This is a genomic window from Rugamonas sp. GW822-FHT03B10 (assembly GCF_058801745.1).
Genome location: NZ_JBXANP010000012.1, coordinates 1 through 24,437, shown reverse-complemented (window position 1 = coordinate 24,437; position 24,437 = coordinate 1). Strand labels below are relative to the sequence as shown.

The window sequence follows — 24,437 nt, the reverse complement described above, 5'->3', positions numbered from 1 at the left end:
CGGGCGGCGCCCCCTTGTGCTAGCTCAACGGCAGGTCCGGCCGCGTCCGTACAATCGGAACGTCGCGGCCAATGCCCGCCAAGCGGGCAGGCGGCCGCATCCAGCCCGAGCGGGCGCCGGAGAAGGGGGAAGTCCATGGACGTTGTGGCAGTGGTGGGACTGGGCTATGTGGGCTTGTCGCTGGCCGTCTCGTTCGGCGCGCACCGGCGCACCATCGGCTACGACCTGTCGGAGCGCAAGGTGGCGAGCTACCGCAGCGGTGTCGATCCGGCCGGCGAGGTGTCGCCGGCGCAATTCGCGGCCGCCGAGCGGCTCGAGATGGGATGCGATCCGGCCCGGCTGGCCGCCGCCGACTATATCGTGGTCGCCGTGCCAACGCCGGTCGACACCGCCCATAGCCCCGACTTCAGCGCGCTGGCCGGCGCCAGCGAGAGCGTGGGCCGCCACATGAAGCCGGGCGCGATCGTCATCTATGAGTCGACCGTCTATCCCGGCGCGACCGAGGAGATCTGCATTCCCATCCTCGAACGCTGCTCGGGCATGCGCTGGCGGCGCGACTTCCACGTGGGTTTCTCGCCCGAGCGCATCAATCCCGGCGACCGCGAGCACACGCTCGCCTCGATCCGCAAGGTGGTGGCCGGCGACGACGGCCCGACGCTGGAGCGGGTGGCGGCGTTGTACGAGCTGGTGGTGGCGGCCGGCGTGCACCGCGCGTCGAGCATCAAGGTGGCGGAGGCCGCCAAGGTGATCGAGAACACCCAGCGCGACCTCAACATCGCGCTGATGAATGAGCTGGCCATCATCTTCGACCGGCTCGGCATCGACACGCTGGAAGTGTTGCAGGCGGCGGGCACCAAATGGAATTTCCTGCCGTTCCGTCCCGGCCTTGTCGGTGGCCACTGCATCGGGGTCGATCCCTACTATCTGACGCACAAGGCCGAGATGGTCGGCTACCACCCCCAGGTGATCCTGGCGGGGCGGCGCATCAACGATGGCATGGCCAAGTTCGTCGCGGAGAAGGCGGTCAAGGAGATGGTCCGGGCCGGCTTCAAGCTGAAGGGCTCGTGCGTCAACGTGCTGGGCCTGACCTTCAAGGAGAACTGCCCGGATCTGCGCAACTCCAAGGTGGTGGACATGATCCGCGAGCTGGAGTCGTACGGCCTGCGCGTGCACGTGCACGATCCCGTGGCGGACCCCGAGGAGGCCTTGCACGAATATGGCCTGGAGCTGGAGAGCTGGGAACAGCTGCCGCGCGCGGACGCCCTGATCAGCGCCGTCGCCCACCGCGCGCTGCTGGCCCGGCCGCTGTCCCACTACCGGGACAAGGTCATCGAGGCCGGCTGCTTCATCGACATCAAAGCCCATTTCGACCCGCGCAGCCTGCGCGATAGCGGCCTGAACGTATGGAGACTGTAGGCATCGGCGGCGGCGACGACGGTCTGCCCGAATCGGCATACCAGCGCGCCAGGGAACGGCTGGAGAACGAGCGCCACCACTGGCTGATCACGGGCGTGGCCGGCTTCATCGGATCGCACCTGCTGGAAGCCCTGCTGGAACTGGGCCAGCAGGTGACGGGCATGGACAACTTCCTGACCGGCCACGCGGACAACCTGGAGCAGGTGCGCGACAACGTCGGCCCGCAGGCGTGGCAGCGTTTCCGCTTCCTGCAGGCCGACATCCGCGACGCGCCCGCCTGCCAGCGGGCCTGCGCCGACGTCGATTTCGTGCTGCACCAGGCGGCGCTGGGCTCGGTGCAACGGTCGATAGAACAACCGCAGTTGTGCAACGACATCAACGTCGGCGGCTTCCTGCAGGTGCTCGCGGCGGCCCGCGCGGCGCGCGTGCGGCGCGTGGTGTACGCGGCGTCGAGCGCCACCTATGGCGACCATCCGGCCTTGCCCAAGGTCGAGCACGCCATCGGCCAGCCGCTGTCGCCGTACGCGGTCAGCAAATACGTCAACGAACTGTATGCGGGCGTGTGCGCCCGCTGCTATGGCCAGGAAAGCATCGGACTGCGCTATTTCAACGTCTACGGCCCGCGTCAGGACCCGGCCGGCGCCTACGCCGCCGTGATACCGCAGTGGATCACGGCCATGCTCGCCTGCCGCCCCGTCCGCATCAACGGCGACGGCGAGAGCAGCCGGGACTTCTGCTACGTGGGCAATGTGGTGCAGGCCAACTTGCTGGCCGCCCTGGCCGGCAACGATGCCGCCGTCAACCAGGTCTACAACGTGGCGGTCAACGCCCGCACCAGTCTGAACGAGTTGCACGGCCTGCTGGCCGAACTGCTCGCCGAGCGCCGCCCGGATCTGCCGTCGCTGGCGCCGCTGTACGGACCGTTCCGCGCCGGCGACGTGCGCCATTCGCACGCCGACATCGACAAGGCGGCCCGCCTGCTCGGCTACGTGCCCACGCACGACCTGCGGCGCGGCTTGCGGCTCGCCCTGCGCTGGTATATGCGCCGCTGTCCCGCCCCCGTGTGAAGCCACCCCCGCCGCGCCGCGGCCCGCCGCTATGGACTGTCGGCGCGGTCCCACGGCGGGGTGCCCTGGAGATGCTGGGCCAGAAAGTCGATCAGCACCCGCACCTTCGCGCTCAGATGGCGCCGGCTGGGGTAGACGGCCAGGATGTCGATGTCGGCGACGCGGTAATCGGGCAGCACGGTTTGCAGGCGGCCCGCGCGCACGTCGGCGCCCACCAGGAAGCTGGGCTGGCAGATGATGCCCATGCCGCCGAGCGCTGCCGCGCGCGCCGTGTCGCCGTTATTGGTGTGCATGACGCAGCGCACCTTGACCGTATGCGCGCTGCCGGCCGCGTCGAGCAAGGACCATTGGTCGGCCATCGCCGCGTAGCTGTAGCCGATGCACTGGTGCTGTTGCAGGTCGGCCGGTGTGGCCGGCGCGCCGAACCGGCGCAGGTAGGCCGGCGACGCGCACACGATGTTGCGGCAGGTGGCGAGCTTGCGCGCCACGTGCGTGCCCGAACCGGCGCCGGAGATGCGGATCGCCACGTCGTAGCCCTCATCGACGATGTCGACCACGCGGTCGATCAGCGCCACCTCAAGCTGGACCTCGGGATATTGCTGGTGAAACAGCGGCCACAACGGCGCCAGCTGGAGCACGCCGAAGCTGAGCGGGGCGTTGATGCGCAGCAAGCCGTGCGGCCGCAGCGTGGCGGCCGACACGATCGCTTCCGCCTCGGCCACGTCGTCGAGGATGGACCTGGCCCGCTCGTACAACGCTTCGCCACTGGAGGTCAGCGACATCTTGCGCGAACTGCGATTGAGCAGCCGGGTCCCCAAATGGGCTTCAAGGTCGCCGATATAGCGGGTGACGTTGGCGGGCGAGGTGTCGAGCGCGTCGGCGGCCCGCGCAAAGCCCTCGCGGCGCACCACTTCGACAAACACCTCCAGTGCCCGTAAGCGATCCATCTTCCCACTCCCGTTCACAAATTATGCACGATGGCGCTGTTTGCGACGCCAAACCATTGGGAAGTATAAGGGATAACGCCCTGGAAGGACGCCGGGGCGGCGTCAGGGCAGGGGATCAGTGCAGCGTGTAGTTATTGTTGGTGGCTTCCTTGAGCAGGCGCAGACCGCCCAGTTCGCCGAGGTGGGAAGCGCCGCTCAGCGTCACGCCGTCGGCGTAGGCGTCGTTGAGGCCGCGCACGGCCTGCGCGTCGCCGGCGCGGGCGGCCTGCGTGAGCAGGCGGATGGCTTCGCCTTGCTTGGCGGGATTGGACAGGTAGCGCAGCGCCAGCTCGCGCTGGGCCACCGGCGAACCTTGCGCGGCCCATTCCTCGAGGCGGCGGTTGGCGGCGCCGTCGGTGCCCGGCCCCATGGACTGGACCGCCTGTTCAACCACGGTCGGTGATGGCATGGCATCCTCCTTGGCCTGGCAGGCGATCAGCACGCCCACCAGTACCAACACCGATGCCACCAACACTCCCGACTTGTTGAATAATTCCATGAATAACTACCCTTGATCGAAGCAGGGCCGTTTGGGGCCGATGCTGAAAGTTGATAACGATGCAGTGCACAATTATAACCTACCGGAAACTAATTATCTAATAAATAATATTCCGGCGGTGTCGGCGGCTGCGGTCGTCACCTCGTGTCAGTCTGACACAATGTATTTCGGGCATACTAGCACGAACGGCAAGGCGCACCCGCCGCGGGCCGGAACTTGGCTGTAACAAGTGTAACTATCTGTTAGGCGCTTATCATCGATCACAGGCGGTGCGGCTTTTTCGCAACGCAACATGCCGTCGACCTAGTCTTCCGGCGGTCGTGACGGCAAGTTCCGTTCGATCACGGCCCATAGGATCAGGCCATAGGAGACGAGGCGGACCAGATAGTGGTACGGCGAGTCCTCATGCGCCGCGCCGTCCCACGCCGCGTAGCCGCGATGGACCGCTTCGATCAGGAACGACAGCGAAAAATAGAGGAAGAAGTGCTGCCCCGTGCTGCGCCAGAACCGCAGGAAGAACAGGGCGATCGCGGTGGACGCCATCACAATGGCCCCGGTCAGAAACAGGATCATTCCAACCTCACTTGGTTTCGTAAATCAGACCGAACAGGAGCAGCGACAAGGCGACGAGCGCGCTCAGCAGCCGTAGCGGCAGCAAGTCGATATCGGGAAACACCAGCTTGTCCAGCACCAGCAGCAGGTTGTTGATCGACAACCCGATGAAGCACAAGCCGCTCCAGAAGAGCAGGCGCACCCGCTTGCGCCGGTAAGAGCTGAGCAGCATCCAGGCGCAGGCCAGGGAGGTCAGCGTGCACAATCCGTAGATCAATTGCGGCATCTCAGACGTCCTTTTTCCAGGTGAAGGCGTCGGCAAACTGCTGCGCTTGCCGGTCCATTTGCGAGTGTATCAGCGTGGTGACGGCCACCAGGTTGGTGGAGTACGCCTGCGCCAGACGCTCGATCAGCCGGCCGAGCTCCTCCGGCGCGGGCGCGTAGCGGTAGCGGACCGTGGCACCGGCGTGGATGGCGCTAAGCGCGCCTATCGCGCTCAACTCCTCAAGCACCTTGCGCGCCAGGCGCTCGACGATATAGAGCCGGCGCGCCACGGCGTCGCTGTCCCAATCCTCATCGGGGGCGGCGCGCAACAACAACAGCGCCTCCAGATGGGGCACCGAGGCGATGCTGGTCAAGATGAACCGCCGCAGCTCGTCGGGAACGGGCGCCGCGGCCATCACTTGACCCCGGCGTAGCCTGGCAGCCGCGGCGACTGCTGGCTGAACAGTTCGCTGGCGTGCCTGGCCAGGTCGTTCATGCCATAGCCGGCCGCCAGCTGCGCGGTCAGCCAGCGGGCCTGGCCGCCGTCGCGCAGCAGCTGTTCGATCTGCGCGCGCGCCTTGCCGAAGCCCGGATCATCGGAGACCGGCGCCAGGCGCGCCATGTCGGCGCTGACGACCTCGGCGATGGTGCGGCGCTCGCCCGTCTCGGGGTCGATCCAGGTGCCGGCGACGCCGTCCCGGGCCGCGTTGAAGCGGTTCCACGTGTACAGCTCGGGACCGTCGTTGGTCGGCCAGCGTCCCGGTTGTCCGCTGGCCTCGACGCACAGGGCGCGGGCATAGCAGGCCAGCGCTGCCGCGTAGGAGGGATGGAGGGGGGTGTCGAGCACGCGCAGCTCGATCGTGCCGTACTCCGGTTTCGGCCGCACATCCCAGTAGAAATCCTTGATGCTGCTGACGATGCCCAGCGCCGCCAGCCGCGCGAAGTGCTGTTCGAACTGCTGCCATGAACGGATGTGCGCGGGCATCGTGCCGCTCATGGGAAAGGCGCCGACGACGTTGCTGCGGGCGCTGCAGAATCCCGAGTTCTCGCCCTGCCAGCACGGCGAATTGGCGGACAGCGCGATGAACAAGGGGGCGCGCTGCGTCAGCCAGGCGCACAGCCGCACCGCCTCGTCGCCGCTGGGAACGCCGACATGGACGTGCATGCCGAACACGGTGAACAACTTGGCGAGATAGCCGAATTTCCGGGCCGAGGCGCGATAGCGTTCCTTCGGATAGATGCGCTGATCGCTCCATTGCTGGAACGGATGCGCGCCGCCGCCCGAGATCACGGCCCCCACCTCGAACGCCGCGCGCTCGACGCTGACACGGATCTCCTCGAGTTGCTCGGCGGCCTGATCGTAGTCCTCCAGGATGGCGGTGGCCACCTCCAGCATGGAGGTCGTGATCTCGGGCGTCGCCACCCAGCTTTTCTTTTGCCGGTCCAGCAGCCGCAGGATATCGGGCGCGGCGGGCAACAGGTCGAACGTCAGGCGGTCGAGCACCATCAGTTCGAGCTCGATGCCCATGGTGCCCAGACGCGCCTGGCTGAAGGGCGGCAGATAGGCCGCGCCGGTGCCGGCGACGGCCGCGGCCTGCGCGTCGGCGGAGAGCATGGTGGGCTCAGCCATGGGGATCCTCCTCGTGGTTCTCGCCGGCCAGCCGCAGACCGTACCAGGTCAGGCCGGGGGCGACCAGCACATTCAGGGCCAGCAGCGCCGCCATGATCTGCTGCGCCGGCTCGCTCAGGCCGGGATAGCCGAGCATCGAATTGTCCACCATCAGCGAGCCGAAACTGACGAGCGAACACATCGACAAAGCCAGCGCGTGTTTCTTCTCGCCGGCCCAGGCGGTGGCCGCGACCAGCGCCGCGCGGGTCACCAGCATCCTGGCGGCAAACAAGATCAGCGCCACGACCAAGGCGTGCCAATACAACAGTTGCTGGATCTGCACCAATGAGGCCGACATCATGAACAGCAGCGCGTAACCGATATCCTGCCCGGTGCGCAGCTCGGCCTGGAACACGTTGTCGCGCTTTTCGGCGTTGCGCAGCAGCACCCCCATCAGCAGCAGCGACAACAGGGCGCTGGCCGCGCTCACCGAACACAGGCCAAGGTCCATCAGCAACGCCGCCAGCAGCATGCCGGGGCGCAGGCGCGCGCGCGCGCGGCTGAGGCGCGTCGCCAGCGCGTACAGGCCGTAGCACAGCACCGCGATCAGCAGGCCCCATGCCAGCCGGCTCAATTGCTTGAGCAATTCGGCGCCGTAGTTGCTCAGCTCGCCGTCGGCGCGGGTACGCAGCCATGCGACTGTCGGCACCAGCACGAGCAGGGCGGCGACGTTGGCCAGGCCGATGAAATTGGCCCCCGCGAACACGGTCACACCGCTGGCCTGGGAATCGGACACCATGGACGAATAGATGATCGGACTGGACGCGATCAGCAGCGCCGCCATGAAGCCGGCCTCGGCGGAACTGAGGCCGCTGGCGGCCAGCACGCCCCACACGACCGCCGCCCGCAGCAGGCAGGCGAGCAACAGGCTGGCGCCTTGGCGACGGCTGCGCCACAACCAGGCGAGGTCCATCTTGCGGCCGACCTCGAACAGCACCAGCGCGGTGGCGGCATTGAACAACTCCTGGAACTGGGCGGCCACGGCGGTGTCGATGAGGCCGAGCCCGCTCACGCCGAGCACCAGGCCGGCCGCGACCGCGCCATAGAGTTTCGGCAAGCCACGGCTTTCGAGGATGAGGCCGAGCAGCTGGGCGAGCAACAGGCCGGCGCCCAGCAGCGCCAGCGGCGAGTACAGCCACAGGGGCCACGCGAGCATGTCAGCGTTCATGATCGACCACCCACAGCGCGGCGATGCCGGCCAGTTCACGGTCCAGCGCGGAGAGCGCACGCGCCTCGGCGGGCGAGCCGGGCGCGGCGCTCAGCATGGATTCGATGTGCAGGTGCAGCGCCTTATCGTCCTTCGCCGGCAGCCAGATGTGCCCGATCAGTTGCTGGCCCCGGCGCGCAACGGCGGCATAGGTGGCGCTGCGCTGATGGGGCAGCACGGGGGGCATCAGGTGGAACGCCGCGGGCCAGCTCTGCGCGGCATCGGTGCGCGCCAGCTGAACCTGCATCGCCGCCCGCTGCTCCAGGCGGCTGTCCTCGCGCACATAGGGCAGCGGAATGTCCGGCGCCGCGGACGCTGGCGCCAGCACCAGCTGCATGCACTGGCTGTCTGTCTGCCATACCAGTCCGGTGGCCGATCGTTCGGCCGGCCGATCGCGCAGGTTGCGGTATCCCAGGCCCAGCGGCGAGCGGGGCGCCACGCTGCTGTCGGCGTCGGCCACTGACAGCAGCGCTTGTTTGAGCTGGGTCCAGCGCTGTTGCTCCCAGGCGCGCGTGGCGCGCCGCTCGGGGGCGTCCCAGCGCCAGGTGGTGGCGGTCCAGGCGCCGTCCGGCTCCTGCGCGATGAGCGTGAACACCTCGCTCCGGCCATGGTCGGCCTCGGTTTGCAGGATGACCTGGCGTCGCCAGGCCGCGTCCCATACCGGCGCATTGCCGGCGCCGGGATTGTGCTGCTGTTGCCAATGCCACCAGGCAGCTTGCGGACTCACGCAAGCCGGCGTGGCGCCGTGTTCGAGCACCCATCGTCGCATCGTCAGGCGCCGATGCCAGGCGCATTGCGCGGGGCCGGCGACCGGGCCGGCGGGGGCGGACACCGCCGGCGCGTCGCACGGGACCGGACGGTGACGACTCAGCGCCGCGAACGATCGGACAACGGCAGGCAAAGCGGGGAGGGGCGCCGGCGTGGCGGCCAGCGCCACATCGACCGCGCTGCAGCAGAGCAGGACGGCCGGGATATTGCGCCGCCATACCGCGCCGCTCATCAGGGGAGTAGGTCGATACATTCGGCGAATTATAGGGCATCAAACTGCATTTGTACAAATGTATCAGGCGATGCCGATACGACAACAAGCCTCCCGGGCGCCGGGTCCGGACCGGCCAGGGCGCCGGCGCCGAACCATGCCGGCGGCCGAATGTCAGGGCGATGCGGGGGCGGCGCCGGCGCGCGCCCGGTCGCCATCGTCGCGGGCCAGCCAGTCGCCGGCCTGCTCCAGCACCAGCCGGTATTCCGCCTCGACGGCGGCCAGCAGCGCGCCGATATCGGCCGTGCGTTGTTCGGCCAACGCCTGTTCCAGCGCCAGCGAGGCCGTCACCAGCCGCCGGGCGCCGAGGTTGCCCACCGAGCCCCGCAAACTGTGGAAAATACGGCCGGCGTCGGCCAGCCGCCGCTCGTCGATCGCCCGCCCCGCTTGCAGCAGCGGCGTCATGGCCGGCGCGCAGGCGTCGCGCACGATCTTGGCGACCACGGCGCGCGCCTTGTCGTCGTCGCCCATGTATTTGAGCAGGGTGTCGACGGAAAAAATGGTGTCGGACGAACCGGGAGGGACCAGGGCGGACATACTGTACTCCGAAGCAAAAGACCAGGCAGGGCCTATCATACTCCGCCTGACGGCGCGCTGTCTGTCCGTCCCGCCAACGCGAACGGTCCCCGGTCGCCTATTGCTTGACCAGGTCGATCTGCCAGAAGCCGTTCTTGCCATCGGTCTTGTGGTCGAGGATGGACTGCGGCAATTGCACGCCCAGGCTGGCCACCCGTTGCGGGTCGATCAGGACGGTCGGGTTCTCCTGGCGCAGGATGGGCAGCACGTCCGGCTTGACGCGCCGTTTGAGGATCTTGGCCGCCTGCACGCCGGCCAGACTGCCGACCAGCCCGAAATCGGCGCCCACGTACAGCGCCGCGCCCGGCACGCGCACCATGGCCAGCGTGACGACGGGGATCTTGTGCTCGGTGCCGAAGTCGCCCAGGTCGACGGCCGCCTCGTAATGGCGCAGGCCGTAGTAGGTGTCGAGCGGCACGGCGTACATCTGCACGCCCTTGCCGTCGTCGTACAGTTCCTTCAGCGCGGGGATGATGCTGTCGGTCTTGGCCACCAGGCGCGAGGCGACGCTCATGTTCATGGTGCGCGCGCTGGCCGCCGCCGCCGCCACGTTGGCCACGCCGTTCTCATCGTCCGTGTGGACCATGCCGATCCGGCTCACGTGGGGGAAGATGTCGTGCACCACCTTGAGCGAATGGCCCATGTCCGCGTACAGCGTGGAACCGGTGGCGCCGGGGCCGGCGTCCTCCAGCGACAGGCAACCGACGTCCTCGGGATTGGCGACGGCCGTGAACACCAGCGGGATGTGGGCGTCGGCCAGCATGCCACGGGCGAATTTGGTGGCCGGCGTGCCGATGGTCAGCACCAGGTCCGGTTTGGCCGCCACGATGCGCGCGGCTTCCTGGCGGATGCGCATCAGCACGCCGAGCCGGCTCCAGAAGCCGCCGTTTTCTATGTCGAAGTCGATCTTGACCCGGTTCACCTCCAGGTTCTTGCCCGCCACCAGGTCGTTGCGCTGCAGGGCGGACAGGAAGCCCGCATAGGCCTCCTGGTAGGGCTCGATGTCGGTCACTTGCAGCACTTCCACCCGGAACGTGTGGGTTTCATCCATGGTTTCCGGCGGCAGCGGTTCAAAGGCGAGGGCGGAGCGGCTGAGCAGGCTCAGCGCGAAGACGAGGACGGCATAGGTTTTTGGCATTGTCGATGGCAAGCTGGGCAAAGTCGGACAGGCGGGACGGCGAACCACGCCCGCGAGCGGGCGCGCGCCGCGCCCTTGACAGCCATTAAACCAGAACAACATGCAACTTAGGCAATGAATCGCTAGCCTTGGCGAGCCAAATTGCTCACCTTCCGGGCCAGCCGGGAGCGCTCAGGGCTGGCGCGCCGCCTCGGCGGGATAGCTCGCCCAGCGGGCCATCGCCTCGAAGTCGAGGTGCAGGCTGAGCAGGGCGGCCTTCCATTGCGGGTCGGTGGCCAGCGCCTCGATGGCCAGGTCCAGCGCCTTGAGCAAGCCGGGATTGGCCCGGGAGACGAGGATGTGGCGTGTGAAACACTGCAAGGGCCGGGGTGCGACATGCAGCAAGGGCGCCAGCGCCTGCTCCCCCACGGCGTAGCTGTAGATGGTGTAGGGCACCACGGTCACGTCCACGCGGTGGCGGGCGACCTTGTTCAAGCCGCTGATCTCATCCTGGCTGTCCTCCCGCACCAGTCGGCCCGCGCGGGCCAGGTCGTCGAACACGCTGTAGCGGTAGCCGCGCACGCCGCCAAAGCGCAGACCTTCGAGGTTGGCCGGCCCCTGGTACTCGACCGGGGCGTCGTGCGGCGAGACGACCAGATTGCAGTCCGTGAACAGGGGCCGGGACCACAGGAAGCGGACCCGGGCCGCGTCATCGACGAAGCGCGGGTTGATGAACAGCACCGTGCCGGCGAACGCGTCTCCCTTGCTCAACTCGCTCAAATCGAGCCGGATGCGGGGAATCTGCCGTAGGGCCAGGTGGTAACGCGGCGCCAGCCTGGCGTTGAGGCGCTCCACCAGCGCGCGCGCCAAGCCATGGTCGGCGTCGACGAAGTAGGGCGCCGCGGCATAACTGTTGAAGGCGGTGATGGTCTCCACCGCCACCACCGGCGCCGGCGCCGCCCACAGGCAGGCTGCCGCCGCGACGCAAACCGGCGCCAGGCGCTTCATGACGCGGGGCAGATGCCCGGGCGGGTGTCCATCTCAGTCGAGCCCGTATTTGGTCAGCACCGCCTTCCATGCCGGGTCGCTGTTCATGGCGCCAGCGCCGACCACGAACGGCACCGCCTGGTATGTGTCGTAGGCAGGCGCCGCCAGCTCGGCGGACATGGCGGCGCCGGACCGCAGGGCGGCGAACACGAAGACCGGCAATTTCGACATAAGGGCTCCTCTAGGTCGGCAAGCGGCAAGCCGCGCGGCTCCGGGGCGCCACGATTGTTGCCCCAGGTCACAAATATAGAGCATGGAGGTTGCTCCGCGAACATCGAAACACGCGCGGCACACCGTTTTGCAACATTTCCCGCCGCGGAAGCCGGCTTCACGCCACCGTCGGCTGCGTCTTGCTGGCGTACATGGCGTTGTCCGCGTGGCGCAGCAGTTGCGACGCGTCGGCCCCATGTTCGGGATAATGGGCCATGCCGATGCTGGCCTCCACGCGCAGGCTGCCCCGGTCCGCCAGCGGCACGGGCACGGCCAGCGCCTGGTGGATCTTGTCCCTGACCAGCAGCGCGTGGTCGGGCAGGCCGACGTTCTCCAGGATCACGACGAATTCATCGCCGCCGATGCGCGCCACCGTGTCGCTCTCGCGCACGCACGCCTGGAGTCGCCACGCCACTTCCTTGAGCAGCAAGTCGCCGCAGTCGTGGCCATACTCGTCGTTGATCAGCTTGAATTTGTCGAGGTCGATGAACAGCAGCGACAGCCGGCCCTGCTGCCGCTGGGCGCGCGCGAACGCCGTCTCCAGACGGTCGTGGAACAGACGGCGGTTGGGCAGGCGGGTCAGTTCATCGTGCTGGGCCATGTAGCGCAACTGGGCGTGCATGCGCTTGCGCTGGATCGCCGTCGCCACCTGGGCCGACACGAACAGCAGCAGGTCGCGGTCGGCATCGGTGTAGCCGCATTCGGACAAGCCCTGCAACATCAGCACGCCGATCGTGCCTTGCGAGGTGGTCAGCGGAACGCCCAGCCAGCATGCCGGCGCCAGGCCGGCCGCCGCCCGCAAGGCCTCCGGCAGACCGGCCAGCGTGGCCGCATCGAGCAGCAGCGGGCGCCCGAGCCGGCGCACCTCGTCGCCCAACATGCGTGCCAGCAAGGTCTGGGGCAGCGGGCCTTGCTGGTCGGCGTGGTAGGCGAAGCGCAGCTGCGCGTCGCCCTCGTCGGACAGCGCGACGGCGAAACAGGCGGCCGGCAGCAGGCCGCCGATGATCTGGTGGATGCGCTGGAACAACTGCGGCAAATCCTCGGTCGCGTGGGCCGCCTCGGAGATCGCGTACAAGGCGGCCTGGGTCGCTTCCGCCTGCTTGGCGGCGGTGATGTCGCGCGCCACGGCCACGCGCAATTGATACTGCTCGGACCAGCGCGCCGACCACAGCAGGTGCACCAAGGTGCCATCCTTGCGCACGTAGCGGTTCTCGAAGTGCTGGTTGGGCTGGCCGCGCATGATGTCGTGCGCCGCCGCCAGCGTGCGTTCCCGGTCTTCCGGCGCCACCATGTCGATCATGGCCCGGCCCTGCATCTCCTGCGGCGTGTAGCCGAAGATGCGCTCGCAGGCGGCGCTGGCGAACACGAAGCGGCCCGCCGCGTCCACCATGCAGACCGCGTCGAGCAGCAGGTCGGCGAAATTGGCCACCGGGGCGGGGAAGAATTTTTCCATGTTGCAAATTTCCTGGGTGGGAATGTCGATGCCGCCTACTGTACTACCAAGTGCATCAGACACAAAGCACAAGCTCAGGCGTGGCCCTGCGCGTCGAATTCGCCGCACAGGGCGAGCATGGCCGAGGGTCAGCCGGGATAAGGCCAGTAATAGCACATAAGCGTAAAAGTAATAAACGCGGTAGATTTTCTGCTGAATCGCACATAAAGAAACGTTCAGCCTTTTTGCCGTTGGCAATCAGTGACGCGGCTCTAACTTCAGCAGTGGCTCCAACCTGGCAATCCATGTACGCATTCGCGTGACCGTATCCCTCATGTCGTCCACTATTGTGTCTGCCAGCTCCGGCAGCGTTTCAGCGCCCGTACCCACGGACATACCAGCGCCGTTGATCACCGTATGCGACATCGCGTGCAGACGTAGCACCATCTCCCGCAGACTGTTCTCCCCTCTTGCCGCCGATGCTGCGGCATCGATTTCGTCGACCATGCGCAGCAGCATGCTTGTATCAAAACTGGCCTGCAGTTCATCGAGGGCAGCACTATCGACGAGCCCGTATGCGGTTGAGATCGTATTGGACGCGTTAGTCATGAGGTGTTTCCTGGTTGGTCATTTCGCTTTTTCTCGGATGCTGCGGCCTTAGCCTGTTTCGCCGCCCGCCTGAACTGCGACTCCTTCAGCCACGGCTCAGGTGGACGCTTCATGTCCAGGTGGTAATTGCCGAACCGTTTGACGCCGAAGGTCCCGTACGGACTCATGTATTCGACATCGGCCGCTGAAACGGGCTCGCCGGCGGCGTGCATTTCCTGCATGATCCTCATCATGTCGACCGTATTCTGCAGGATCACGGCCGAGGCGACCAGGTCGATATAGCGCAGCCGCTTCTGCTGCTCGTTAAATTCGTTTTCAGCGATGACGTCGCCGCCAAAATCGAGCCATTTTGTGAAGGCGTGGTAAGACTCGATTTTATTCGTTGTCGCGGTCACTTCCTGCCGCATTTCCTTGCTGGAGATCCAGCGCAACAAGTACACCGTGCGCAGCACCCGGCCCAGTTCGCGCGTCGCCGCAAACAGGCGATTATGCCGGCCTTCGTAACTCAGTTTGCGCAGCAGCATGGGTGACGAAATACGGCCGGTCTGGATCGATATCGCGACCTGCATCAGATCCTGCCAGTGATCGGCGATCCGGTCCCAGTCCACAACATCGGTGAACAGCCGATCGATGTGCTGATATGAGGCGGACTTCGTCGGCCGGTAGAATTTCAAGTCCTTCCAATTACGGATGCGGGGCATCAGCTGGATGCCCAACAAATGCGTGAAGGCAAAGACGGTCTCCGACTGGCCGTGGGTGTCCGAATACACCGTATCGGCCTGCACACTCAATCCCGCCTTCATCAAGCCTTCGATAACGTACAACGCTTCGAACACCCCCGGCGGTATAAAGCTCCTGAAGTTGGCGATGTAGTTGTCCGCCACATGGCGGTAGGCCACGGCGCCTTTTTTCCGGTACCGGAAATGCATGCCGACCAGCATATTCTGCTCGTAGAATTCGTATTGCGTGCCGTCGGCGGCCACCTTCTTGCCTTCGCCCCACAGCTTTGGCAACTCCAGGCGCAGGTATAGCTCGGTGAGGTCGCGACAGGCGTTGTCGAGTTGTTCGAGGCCCATGTGGCGCTGGTTCGAGTAGGACAGCTGGTGGGGTGTCACGCCGTTGGAGAGGTGCCGTGCCGCCTGGGTCGGCCCCAGATTGCAACCCATCGCAAAGACGGTGAGCAAGTAGCGTTCGCGCGCGTTGCGCAGCTTGGGTTCGTCGCCGGAGAGCGGTCCAAAATTGCGCGTAAAGGCGGTCCAATGTTCAATATTGGCCAGGATATCGAGCAGGTTGCGCGGGACGGTGCGAGCCTCGATCGCCGCCTGCAGCGCGATAGCCGAGGCAGGCACTTCGCGCGCGGTGCTGCGTCGCACGGTGGGCTCGCCGTTGCTGCCGATGGTGAAATCTCCGATGTTGGCGGGGAAGCCCTTGTCGACGTCGCCTGCGGTATCCGTCAGCATTTTCTTGAGGCCGTCGACGAAGTCCTTCGCGTTGTCGGTGATGCCGACGCGATCGCAGTATGCGGGCAGCAACACCTGGCACTCGTCCCATGGTAACAACTGCTTGCGGTAATCGGCGAAAGAGCCCGAGCCGTCGATGCACACGTCGCCTGAGCGCAGGTCGCTGCTCAAATGGCTGAATACGCAGACTTCAAGATGGCGGCGGTTCGTGGGATTACCCAAGCCGTGCGACCGCCGCACCAGCTTGCGCCAGCGTTCGGAGGCAAAGCTCAAGGACACTTCGGCCGCAATCCACTCGGTCTTTTTGTGCTCGTTTTCCAGCACGATATCGAGGGCGTCGAGCAGGCTGCGGTCCGCCGTCGCCGCCTGAAAGCGCAAGACCTTGGCCATCCTGAACATGCCGGCCCGCCAGCTGCTGTAAGGCTTCCACAGTAGCGACAAATGATTTCCGCCACTCCAAATCCGAATCGCTTCGCAGTCCGCGCTGAGTTTTTCCAGGTCGCCATTGGGTGCTAACAATTCGCGCACGCGCACACCGGTGGCCGCATCGTCAAGCCCTTCGGCCAGAATCTCCAGCACATGTTCGAGTGTCGCCACCAACTCTTCGCTCATCTCACGCTGGCGGGCCTGTATCGATTGCAATTCCTCGCGTGCGCTTTTGTGCATGGTGCCCACGCGGCGGATGAACATCTCGGCAATATCGTCGCGCGCGCTCACGCGCATCTGGCGAATCAGCGCCAGGATGAATGTGTGGCGCTTGTCGGGCGTGAAGTCCTTCATGTCGCCAGCGTCGAGCGCCGAGGCCATGTCGGCGATATGCTTGAGTTTGGTCGTCGGTACACCATCGAGCAGTACGTCGCTGTCGGGCAGCGATTCGAGCCAGTCGAGCTGGTCCAGTACGGCGTCGAGGTGCTTGCGCGACGTTTTCTTGGCGGACCGCTTGATCTTGTTGTACAGGGTCCTGCGTACAGGCAGCTCCGCATTCAGCAATGAATCGAGCCATTTTCGCTGATCTTCGGAGAGCCGTTTGGCAATGCGCGCATGTAGTTCCAGTTCGGCCGCCGCATATGCCTGCTCTGCGATTTCGTCGATCGTGCGGTACACGGGCAGCTCGTAACCTAGCCGCACCAGCTCGTCGATCGTAATGTTGATGATGTCGGTGCGTGTATCGACCACGGCGGCGGCGGTCTTCGCGATACCGATGGCCAAGGGCCGGGTATGAGCGTCGGTATACGATTTCACACCAAGCAGCGTGCGAATCGCCTTGTGATGACGGTATAGCGCCGTAGGGCTGGGATAGTCGATGGCCTGCGCCGGCGGCATCGCCAAGGTGGCGGACACGTGCTCCACTACATCCGGTGGTATCTCCTCCAGGGCGGGAAAATACCGCAGGAACTGGAAGCACTTGAGCAATACCAACAGCGCTAGGCGCCTATCGGGACTTCGGGAATTTCCTTGCGCCCACTCCGTCTCGTCGGGGCGCGGAGAGAATGATGTCTGGAGATCCTTCAGTGTCAGGGTACGCGGAAATTGCGGATATGCGGTTCTTTCGATGCTCGCCATAGGATCTCACTCCATGAAGGTGCGTTCGCGGGATGTGTCGCACAACAGCAGCAGCTGAGCTGCGCAAGGGGGATTTGGCTCAGCCGATATGAAGCCTTGTGCAGCATCGGAAAGAGCGCGCGGCGTGGATACCGCAAATGCAGTGGTGGGAGGTGCCTCAATTGCCAGCGCTGTCGTCGATGCATCCCTGGAATGGAAAGCTCCAGGCATGGGTAGACGGTTTCAAGCGCGTTCGTCATCGCAAATAAGTCGGCAACGGCCCTGTGAGAAAGTTGTTAAAAATAATGCATCACTTGCAAGTTTTTTGTCAAGCCAAAATCACGGGATTGGACTAATATCGGTGGTGAAAAAATGACAATGGAAATCCGGATGAGTTACGACCCAAACGACGGTGCGATGGACGACATGTACGAGCGGATCTCGGATGAACTCTATCCCGAGCACAAGAGCCAGGCCATCGGCGAGTTTACCGCTGAACGACTTTGTTCTTTTTATGTGGACAATCCCGGCGTCATGCGGCCGGCAGTCGAGGCGTTGCTGGAGGCACAGCGCCTGGCGGACGATGGCCATTTCGCTGCCGCCGTGGTCTTTGCGGTTTCCAGTACCGAACTGCTGCTCAAGGCCGCTATTCTCACGCCGGTGGTCCACGGCCTGGTCCATATCGAAAGCTTGGCCGACGTGGTGGTGGAAAACACGCTCTCGGGACCAGGATACACACGCTATGCGAAGCTGCTTGCCCGCTTGTTCACAGAGTTTGTCGGTATCGACATCCGTTCGCTGCGGCGCCCCGAATCGGCGGCAAAGCTGCTGGCCGAATGCGACACGCAGCGCGGGCTGCGCAACCGGATTGTGCATTCGGGCGCATCCGCCAGCGAGGCGCAGGCGCGCACTGGCGTGGACATCGCCACGGCGGTGCTCAACCTGATCGTCGATCCGATGCTGCATCGGCTGGGATTGACGGTCGTGGACGGCGGCCAGATCCTCTTGCGACAGCTAGGCAATTAAACCCCGCCCACGGTTTCCAACGTTGGAAATTAGCCCGGTACGCCCCTGAGAAGTGGCGCCGATGGACCTGGCATCAGATGCGCTGGATCTGACGGTCGATTGCCTGCCGCGCCTGTTCGTTGCGCTCACTATAGCGGTCAGTGAGATAGGCCGTGCGGCCACGCAGCAGCAGCGTCATTTTGAAAAGCTCCTCCATGACGTCGACCACGCGGTCGTAGTAGCCGGACTGTCGCATGTGGCCGGCCTCATCGAATTCCTTGTAGGCCATCGGCACCGAGGACTGGTTCGGGATCGTGAACATCCGCATCCAGCGTCCCAGCAGGCGGAGCGTGTTGACCACGTTGAAAGACTGCGAACCGCCACAGACCTGCATCACCGCCAGTGTGCGGCCCTGGCTTGGGCGGATCGCCCCCATCTCCAGCGGTATCCAGTCGATCTGGTTTTTCATGACGGCGGTGACGGCGCCATGGCGCTCCGGGCTGCACCAGACTTGGCCTTCAGACCACAGGCACAGCTCACGCAGCGCGACCACCTTCGGGTGGTCCTCCGGCGCGCTGCCAGCCATCGGGAGCTCCATGGGGTTAAAGATTTTGACTTCGGCGCCCAGGTGCTCCAAGATGCGGGCCGCTTCCTCGGTCAGGAAGCGGCTGAACGAGCGCTCGCGCAACGAACCGTAGAGCATCAAAATGCGTGGTGGATGGCTCAAGTCACCCACGGGATCCAGTTTCCCGATCGTGGGGATATCCAGCAACTCGGTCTTGATATTGGGAAGATTCGGAATGGACATGCAATTTCCTTTTACTGTTCCGGTTTAACGGCGAAATCGCCCGGAGGTACGGTGCCGGCCACCGTGGCGTTGGCGGGAATGGCTGGATACAGCCAGCAGAACACGGCCGTCGCTGCGGCCGCGCCCACCAGCTGCGCGACAATAAATCCTGGCGCATCGACAGGACGAATGCCGGCGAAGGTGTTGGTCGCGCTGCGGGCCAGGGTCACGGCTGGATTGGCAAACGATGTAGATGAGGTAAACCAGTACGCCGCCGTGATGTAGGCAGCCACCGCGAACGGCGTGACGGCCGGCCGGCTGCGCGAGCAACCGATGATCACAGCGATCAGGCCGAACGTGGCCACGCACTCGCTCCACCATTGCGCAGCGCCGGTCCTGACGTGCTCCGACGCAAAGAACAGCGGCTCGCCGAACATGCCGTGTGCCGCCGCGACGCCAGCGAAGGCGCCGACGACCTGGATGGCGATGTAGGGGAGCACCTCCCGGCCGGGCAGATTGCCCTGCACGGCCTCAGACAGTGTTACGACGGGGTTGAAGTGCGCGCCTGAGATGGTACCGAACATCAGGATCAGCGCGATCAAGCCGGCGCCGGTGGCGATCGCATTGGCCAGCAGCGCAATCGCTACGTTGCCCCCGGCCAGCCACGGCGGCGAGCACGAAGTATTCTTCGCGCAGGAGCACCCGCCGGGCCGGCTCGGCCTGTCCGACTTCACGCACGCCGCCGTGCTGCAGGTGACGGTGGCCGGGGTGGCGCTGATGCACCTGCTGTATCAGTTCGTGCTGGCCTACTCGGGCTGGCGCTACGTTGAGGTGGTGCTTGGCGGCGAGAGCTTCGCCGCGCTGTCCTCGGGCCTGCAGAACGCGGCATGGATGATGGGCGGCGTGCCGGAAGAGCACCGCACCGACAGCCTGGCGGCGGCGTATAAAAACAAGACGGAGCAGGAATTGCTGACGCGGCGTTATGCGGCGCTGTGCGCCCACTACGGAATGCGGCCGAGCCGAAACAACCTTGGTGTGAGCCATGAGAACGGCTCGATTGAAGCGCGCCAGGGCACGCTCAAGCGCACCATGGAGCAAGCGCTGTTGCTGCGCGGGCACCGCGACTTCAGCGACCTTGACGCCTACCGGCAATTCGTCGCAGAGGTGTTCGGACGGCTCAACGCCCGGGTGGCGCGCAAATTCAACGAAGAGCGCAAGCTGCTCAGAGCCTTGCCGGCGCGGCGCAGCAGCGATTACGAGGAGGTCGACGCCCGCGTCACCAAGTACGGCACGATGACGGTCAAGAAAGTGCTCTACACGGCGCCGTCGCGGTTGGTGGGACACCGCCTGAAGGTGCGCGTCTTCAGCGACAAGCTTGAGTGCTGGCTGGGCAATGTGTGCGTGCTGGAACTGACGCGCGGCCAACCCGACGCGGCAACCGGGCGCGGCAAGGTCGTCGACTACCGTCACCTGCTGCCGGCGCTCAAACGCAAACCCGGCGCGCTGGCGCGCTCTGTGCTGCGCGACGCGCTGTTTCCGCGCACCGAATACCGCCTGATGTGGGCTCAGATCAAGGAGCAACTGCCGGAAGCTCGCGCGTGCCGGCTGATGGTGGGCTTGCTGGACTTGGCCGGCAACGGCGGCTGCGAGGCGGTACTGGCCCAGCGTCTGGCGCTGCTGCTCGCCAGCGGACAATTGCCGGACCTGGAGCAGTTGCGGCTGGAACTGGCGCCGCGCCCCGCGCACTATCAGGACGTGGCCGTGATGCTGCCCGACTTGGCCACCTACGATCAACTGCTGGAGGCCGCGTGACGGACGTGGCGGCGCGCCTGCCGCTGATCCTCACGGAACTGCGCCTGCCCACCATCAAGCGGCTGTGGGGTGCGCTGGCGGCCCAGTCGAACAAGGAAGGATGGCCCGCCGAACGGTTCCTCGCCGCCGTGATGGAGCATGAGCTGGCCGAACGGGAAACGCGGCGCTTGGAGCGGCACCGGCTGGAGTCGCAACTGCTGCCCGGCAAGCTGCTGTCGAGCTTCGACTTCACGACCGTGCCCACCGTGTCGAAAGCCCATGTCACGGCACTGGTCGAGAGTGACGGCTGGATCGAACAAGGCGCGAACTTGCTGCTGTTCGGGCCGCCAGGCGTGGGCAAGAGCCACCTCGTGTGCGCTATCGGCAATGGCCTGATTGATCGCGGCTACCGCGTGCACTTCACGCGCACCAGCGACCTCGTGCAGCGGCTTCAGGTGGCGCGCCGCGAGATGCGGTTGCCAGCCGAGATCGCGAAGCTGGATCGCTTTGACCTGCTGATCCTCGACGACCTGAGCTATGTTCGACGCGACCAGGCAGAAACGTCGGTGCTATTTGAATTGATCGCGGCGCGCTATGAACGCAAGAGCCTGGCCATCACCGCCAACCAACCGTTCTCGGGCTGGGATCAGGTGTTTCCGGAGGTGGCGATGACGCTGGCGGCGGTTGACCGGCTGGTGCATCACTCGACCATCTTCGAGCTCAACGTGGAGAGTTACCGACGGCGCGTAGCCAAGTCCGGGCAGGCCCCGGCCAGTGAAAAATCGACGACCAAGAAGGATTAACAACAACTCGCTTCACCGGCCAAGATAATTGACGCCGACCGGCCAAGATAGTTGACGCGAACCAATTCGCTGCGCCGGGGGTTTGCAAACTGGGCGGCGTCTGATGGCTGGGACGTAAAGAGCCTCATGGAATATGTCGGTTGGCGGGACATCAAGTCGGCGATAAGATATCTGGATGCGTCAGTCTCGTATGCAAGGGGCCGGATGGAGCACAGCATGAGCAGCCGCCCCCACGAGTTAGACAGGTCGTCATCCCAGCGCCCCTGGTTGCCGCCCAAGTCTCTTTTGAGGATATCCGCTATGCCACCTGCAGGCACCAACGCACGCACCTTTTGCTTGCAAACTCCGGCAGACCTATTTCGCAAAATGCAGTTCGAAGCGCACACACTTCGACAGGCGCCGCCCGACGATCTGTCGGAGCGCGCCTATGCCGTGATGAACGCCGTGACCAGCGCGTGGCAGATGAAGGACTGGGTCTATGAGGCCATACGCCAGGCAAGCCAGCTTGACGTGCTGCATCGAGTCGCCGGCCGCAGAATTGCCGGGACGAGGGATTTTGGCAATTTTCTTACGGCGAACAGCCCGTGGATGAACATGAGCTTTCAGCTCGCTACGGCCGCCAAGCATTTTGTGGTGAATGCGGATGCGGGCCCCGAAGTGATCACCATGATCGACTTTCAAATCGACCCCGCATTTGCTGGGCAGCAGCCTGTCGCCGTTCAGGAAATCATGGTCAGGACGCGAAATAATAGTATTTCTGGCCCCGACCTTGTGCTTATGCTGGTATTCGTTTGGGGGCGGCTGCTTTTGGATCTCGGCCTGATCACGGCAGAAGAAGCGACCTAGCCCGCCGGTCGCTGGAACACACCATCCAGGATGCGAAGTTTCAGGATGGGACAGCGGGTGATGTCCCGAGCAAAATAGTAGCGGCAGGAGCCATGGACCGCCCGGCCGTTGATATCGGCGACCTAGTGGAAACCGATCTGCAGGTCCGCGTGTCCCTCCACGAGAGCGATCGTAGGCGATAGCGGAAGGACGCTGTATGCCGAAAAATTGTCTGGGACCAGAAATTCTGCGTCGACTGCCTTCAATATGCCCCATCTCTTGCCCGCCATTCGTTGCCGCTCCCTGCCCATCTCGATCGTAAAGCGCAATCCAGTCATGAAACGGCTAGCGAGAGTATTGTCCGGCGAAGCGAACACATACCCGCGAGCACCGGGTGGGCATCGAGTTTCGCGCCATCACAAAGGGAGGCAGTAGGTTTTTGCGAAATAACCTGGCTCAACGAATCCTGGACCGGTTCAATTTTGTGTCACTGCCAACGTATAACGCCACATTTGTTGTTTTTTTTTAAAATAGTGACATTTTGATAGATTCTTTTCTGTCTTTATTGCTAATATATGATAGTTGTTAAATAATCACATTTAAATAATACTCGATGCTCATTTCACAAATAAAGCAATTGATTTGTTACCAGAGCTCGTTTCGAGCAGACAAGGCAATAATTTGTTTACGGCATTTCGTGAAATATGACGTTTCAGCGAAGATATTTCAAAATTTACTTAAATAACCTTGGTGAATGCAATGAAGATACTCTGCATTAAAATTGCGTTAGCTTTTTTTGTTGTAAAATCGTCCATTTGTTGTGCGAAAGATGTCCTGCGGGCGAATGAGATTTTGCAGAATGATGCATTTATTATCTCGCCAAATGGAATATATTTTTTAGCCATGCAATCAGATGGAAGTTTGGTTATGTACCGCAACGATGGATCTATTCGCTATTCCATGGCTAAACACGGAACCGTTGCGATAATGCAAGGCGACGGGAATTTTGTAGAATATGCGGGAACTACTCCGCTCTGGAATTCAAACACCGCCAATTGCTGTCCATACCCGGCATATTTGCAAATTTATGACAATGGAGATCTTGCAATTAACTGGTCTAATTCCACTGGTAGCTTCTCGGGTAGTGTTTGGGGTATCGGCCCTGATCCTGCACCAAGCGGAACCGGGCCAAGTGGCGTAGATAGTCTTGTTTTAGCAGGTACTCCACCGTCAAGTGTGCCAAATCCATATCTGCCAAACTCCTATGCCAATTGAATTATTAATTGAAACGCTATCTTAGGCAAACTATGAAACGAGTATACTATTTTATTATTATCGGTTGTTTCTATTGCTTGCAATCATCTATGGCTCAGGCGGCTGTCTTCGGTGTGGGAAAATTTAGTCGCGCTTGTAGGTTTGATCAGATTCCGTTTGGAACAAAATACATCGCTGCTAAATTTTTTGTGAAGATGGGTGCAAATCCGGAATTTGGCGACCTTGCCAGCAAATCAGGCGACGAACAAGCGATGTATTGGGTCAATGAAGCATTGACGACTGACTATTTTCAAGTTCGCTATTTTTTGTTTGCAAAGGCAAATGTCTATGCTACAGGCCCCTACGGTAATGCCGACCCCAATCTCTACAATTTGCGGTTTTCGTACGCTAGCAAGTGGTCGGTAGAAGAAGTGAAAAAGGCAATACAGAGCGATCCGCTTTTTGCTCCCAGCTACGCCAATCGAGGCCCAGCTCCTTGGTATAGTGCTCGGGCCGGCGAGTCGGGAATACTCCAGAGATGGTACCTTACGAACTTTCCCAATACCCCCGCCCCGCTAAACACTATTCTTGTTGTCGGGCGACATTTTTATTATGATCCAGTCAATAAAAGTACGGTTGATCTAGGTGAAACAAGAGCCAAAGATTGCAATTTGACAAATCTTGGATTTGGGATATTTGATCGATAATTATGAAAAAAATTTCCGTTACGATATTTCTTGTTTTCTTTGCGTTGGACGGGTATGCTCAGTCTTATAGCAGTGAGCGCAAAATAAACTCGACGAAGTATCCTCTTGAAACGCCTATGTTACGCGAGGATCGGGTGATCAAGAAAGATGATTTGAGCGACGAACAAACTAAATACCTTTGGGAAGGGACTACTGCGGATCGAGATGGCTATATTCGCGTCAAAAGTTCAATTTCCTACATCGAGTTGCTTGATGCATTTATATCCCATCCAGGATTCAAGAAGGGCGAGTCAAGCGAAATTCCGCAAGATCGCAAATATAGTCCACTTCACTTGATAGGTATGTTGCAAGAGGACGAATTTCGATCCAGCAATGTCTACTATTATGGGGATGAAAAAGCAGTGTTTACTATTTGGAGATACAAAAATGCTGGCGCGACTGTTACGACAGAGGAGGAGTTTTTCAATCAAACTGTAGATGGCGTACCAGCTATTTTGGGCTCTATGCCGTTTCCAGTGGAAATTGACATCGGGTACCATGTCGGGTAACGCCATTTCATAGGTTCCAGAATCC

At 63.0% G+C, this 24,437-nt stretch carries 25 protein-coding genes and 1 pseudogene; 9 read left to right on the top strand and 17 right to left on the bottom strand.

The features are described 5' to 3' along the window. Nucleotides 1-135 precede the first annotated feature (135 nt). Both AC1RQG_RS18665 and AC1RQG_RS18660 read left to right on the top strand, forming a co-directional pair. Entirely contained in the window at nt 136-1,416 is a 1,281-nt protein-coding gene (locus AC1RQG_RS18665) for a nucleotide sugar dehydrogenase (protein ID WP_493133485.1), read from the top strand. Continuing rightward, a complete protein-coding gene (locus AC1RQG_RS18660; RefSeq protein ID WP_493133484.1) occupies nt 1,404-2,483 on the top strand; it encodes an NAD-dependent epimerase/dehydratase family protein in 1,080 nt (359 codons plus the stop codon). Before AC1RQG_RS18665 ends, AC1RQG_RS18660 begins: the two co-directional genes overlap by 13 nt. Before the next feature lie 29 nt (nt 2,484-2,512). Here AC1RQG_RS18660 and AC1RQG_RS18655 read toward each other — a convergent pair whose 3' ends face one another. The 15 genes from AC1RQG_RS18655 to AC1RQG_RS18585 all read right to left on the bottom strand — a co-directional run bounded on the left by AC1RQG_RS18655 (nt 2,513) and on the right by AC1RQG_RS18585 (nt 16,713). Continuing rightward, entirely contained in the window at nt 2,513-3,430 is a 918-nt protein-coding gene (locus tag AC1RQG_RS18655) for a LysR family transcriptional regulator (protein ID WP_493133483.1), read from the bottom strand. Nucleotides 3,431-3,545: 115 nt separating this feature from the next. Further along, on the bottom strand, nt 3,546-3,968 hold the full coding sequence (locus tag AC1RQG_RS18650) for a hypothetical protein (RefSeq protein ID WP_493133482.1): 423 nt from the start codon (nt 3,966-3,968) through the stop codon (nt 3,546-3,548). A 303-nt stretch (nt 3,969-4,271) separates the two neighbouring features. Beyond that, entirely contained in the window at nt 4,272-4,541 is a 270-nt protein-coding gene (locus AC1RQG_RS18645) for a DUF5985 family protein (RefSeq protein ID WP_493133481.1), read from the bottom strand. A 7-nt stretch (nt 4,542-4,548) separates the two neighbouring features. Next, nucleotides 4,549-4,806, bottom strand: a complete 258-nt coding sequence (locus tag AC1RQG_RS18640) for a DUF5985 family protein (RefSeq protein WP_493133480.1) — start codon at nt 4,804-4,806, stop codon at nt 4,549-4,551. A gap of 1 nt (nt 4,807) precedes the next feature. Then, entirely contained in the window at nt 4,808-5,158 is a 351-nt protein-coding gene (locus AC1RQG_RS18635; RefSeq protein WP_493133479.1) for a hypothetical protein, read from the bottom strand. Nucleotides 5,159-5,199: 41 nt separating this feature from the next. Next, a complete protein-coding gene (locus tag AC1RQG_RS18630; RefSeq protein ID WP_493133478.1) occupies nt 5,200-6,414 on the bottom strand; it encodes a YbdK family carboxylate-amine ligase in 1,215 nt (404 codons plus the stop codon). Then, entirely contained in the window at nt 6,407-7,609 is a 1,203-nt protein-coding gene (locus tag AC1RQG_RS18625) for a cation:proton antiporter domain-containing protein (RefSeq protein ID WP_493133477.1), read from the bottom strand. The genes AC1RQG_RS18630 and AC1RQG_RS18625 overlap by 8 nt, the downstream gene beginning before the upstream one ends. Nucleotide 7,610: 1 nt before the next feature. Continuing rightward, nucleotides 7,611-8,429: a hypothetical protein gene (locus tag AC1RQG_RS18620; RefSeq protein WP_493133476.1), complete on the bottom strand. Its 819-nt coding sequence runs from the start codon at nt 8,427-8,429 to the stop codon at nt 7,611-7,613. Nucleotides 8,430-8,813: 384 nt separating this feature from the next. After that, on the bottom strand, nt 8,814-9,236 hold the full coding sequence (locus AC1RQG_RS18615) for an Hpt domain-containing protein (RefSeq protein WP_493133475.1): 423 nt from the start codon (nt 9,234-9,236) through the stop codon (nt 8,814-8,816). A 97-nt stretch (nt 9,237-9,333) separates the two neighbouring features. Then, a complete protein-coding gene (locus tag AC1RQG_RS18610) occupies nt 9,334-10,413 on the bottom strand; it encodes an ABC transporter substrate-binding protein (protein ID WP_493133474.1) in 1,080 nt (359 codons plus the stop codon). A 171-nt stretch (nt 10,414-10,584) separates the two neighbouring features. Further along, the gene (locus AC1RQG_RS18605) at nt 10,585-11,400 is read right to left on the bottom strand and encodes a substrate-binding periplasmic protein (protein ID WP_493133473.1); all 816 of its coding nucleotides are present in this window, start codon (nt 11,398-11,400) and stop codon (nt 10,585-10,587) included. Between the two features lie 33 nt (nt 11,401-11,433). Further along, complete coding sequence (locus AC1RQG_RS18600) at nt 11,434-11,610, bottom strand: hypothetical protein (protein WP_493133472.1); 177 nt, start codon at nt 11,608-11,610, stop codon at nt 11,434-11,436. A 157-nt stretch (nt 11,611-11,767) separates the two neighbouring features. Next, nucleotides 11,768-13,102: a sensor domain-containing protein gene (locus AC1RQG_RS18595; RefSeq protein ID WP_493133471.1), complete on the bottom strand. Its 1,335-nt coding sequence runs from the start codon at nt 13,100-13,102 to the stop codon at nt 11,768-11,770. A 237-nt stretch (nt 13,103-13,339) separates the two neighbouring features. Next, on the bottom strand, nt 13,340-13,690 hold the full coding sequence (gene tnpC, locus AC1RQG_RS18590; RefSeq protein ID WP_182167665.1) for a Tn3 family transposase post-transcriptional regulator TnpC: 351 nt from the start codon (nt 13,688-13,690) through the stop codon (nt 13,340-13,342). Further along, nucleotides 13,687-16,713 carry a Tn3 family transposase gene (locus tag AC1RQG_RS18585; RefSeq protein WP_182167663.1) on the bottom strand — a complete coding sequence of 1,009 codons (3,027 nt, stop codon included), beginning with the start codon at nt 16,711-16,713 and terminating at the stop codon, nt 13,687-13,689. The genes tnpC and AC1RQG_RS18585 overlap by 4 nt, the downstream gene beginning before the upstream one ends. 369 nt (nt 16,714-17,082) lie before the next feature. Here AC1RQG_RS18585 and AC1RQG_RS18580 point away from each other — a divergent pair, with 369 nt between their 5' ends. Further along, nucleotides 17,083-17,718, top strand: coding sequence for a hypothetical protein (locus tag AC1RQG_RS18580; RefSeq protein ID WP_182167661.1), 636 nt, complete (start codon nt 17,083-17,085; stop codon nt 17,716-17,718). 73 nt (nt 17,719-17,791) lie between these two features. On the opposite strand, the gene arsH is transcribed toward AC1RQG_RS18580, so the two are convergent. Both arsH and AC1RQG_RS18570 read right to left on the bottom strand, forming a co-directional pair. Then, the gene (arsH, locus tag AC1RQG_RS18575) at nt 17,792-18,505 is read right to left on the bottom strand and encodes an arsenical resistance protein ArsH (RefSeq protein ID WP_182167659.1); all 714 of its coding nucleotides are present in this window, start codon (nt 18,503-18,505) and stop codon (nt 17,792-17,794) included. 11 nt (nt 18,506-18,516) lie between these two features. After that, the gene (locus AC1RQG_RS18570) at nt 18,517-19,086 is read right to left on the bottom strand and encodes an aquaporin (protein WP_311197592.1); all 570 of its coding nucleotides are present in this window, start codon (nt 19,084-19,086) and stop codon (nt 18,517-18,519) included. 55 nt (nt 19,087-19,141) lie between these two features. Here AC1RQG_RS18570 and AC1RQG_RS18565 point away from each other — a divergent pair. From AC1RQG_RS18565 to AC1RQG_RS18540, 6 genes and pseudogenes are all read left to right on the top strand, one after another. Further along, a pseudogene (locus tag AC1RQG_RS18565) lies at nt 19,142-20,296 on the top strand (IS21 family transposase); the annotation flags it as partial. Beyond that, nucleotides 20,293-21,078, top strand: coding sequence for an IS21-like element helper ATPase IstB (gene istB / locus AC1RQG_RS18560; protein WP_182167650.1), 786 nt, complete (start codon nt 20,293-20,295; stop codon nt 21,076-21,078). The pseudogene AC1RQG_RS18565 and the gene istB, both read left to right, overlap by 4 nt. Before the next feature lie 300 nt (nt 21,079-21,378). After that, nucleotides 21,379-21,924 carry a hypothetical protein gene (locus AC1RQG_RS18555; RefSeq protein ID WP_182167648.1) on the top strand — a complete coding sequence of 182 codons (546 nt, stop codon included), beginning with the start codon at nt 21,379-21,381 and terminating at the stop codon, nt 21,922-21,924. Between the two features lie 738 nt (nt 21,925-22,662). Next, nucleotides 22,663-23,178 (top strand): hypothetical protein, encoded by a 516-nt coding sequence (locus tag AC1RQG_RS18550; RefSeq protein ID WP_182167647.1) that lies wholly within the window; start codon nt 22,663-22,665, stop codon nt 23,176-23,178. A gap of 32 nt (nt 23,179-23,210) precedes the next feature. Next, nucleotides 23,211-23,864 (top strand): hypothetical protein, encoded by a 654-nt coding sequence (locus AC1RQG_RS18545; RefSeq protein ID WP_182167645.1) that lies wholly within the window; start codon nt 23,211-23,213, stop codon nt 23,862-23,864. A gap of 2 nt (nt 23,865-23,866) precedes the next feature. Then, nucleotides 23,867-24,412 carry a hypothetical protein gene (locus AC1RQG_RS18540; protein ID WP_493133470.1) on the top strand — a complete coding sequence of 182 codons (546 nt, stop codon included), beginning with the start codon at nt 23,867-23,869 and terminating at the stop codon, nt 24,410-24,412. The last annotated feature ends 25 nt before the right edge of the window (nt 24,413-24,437 follow it).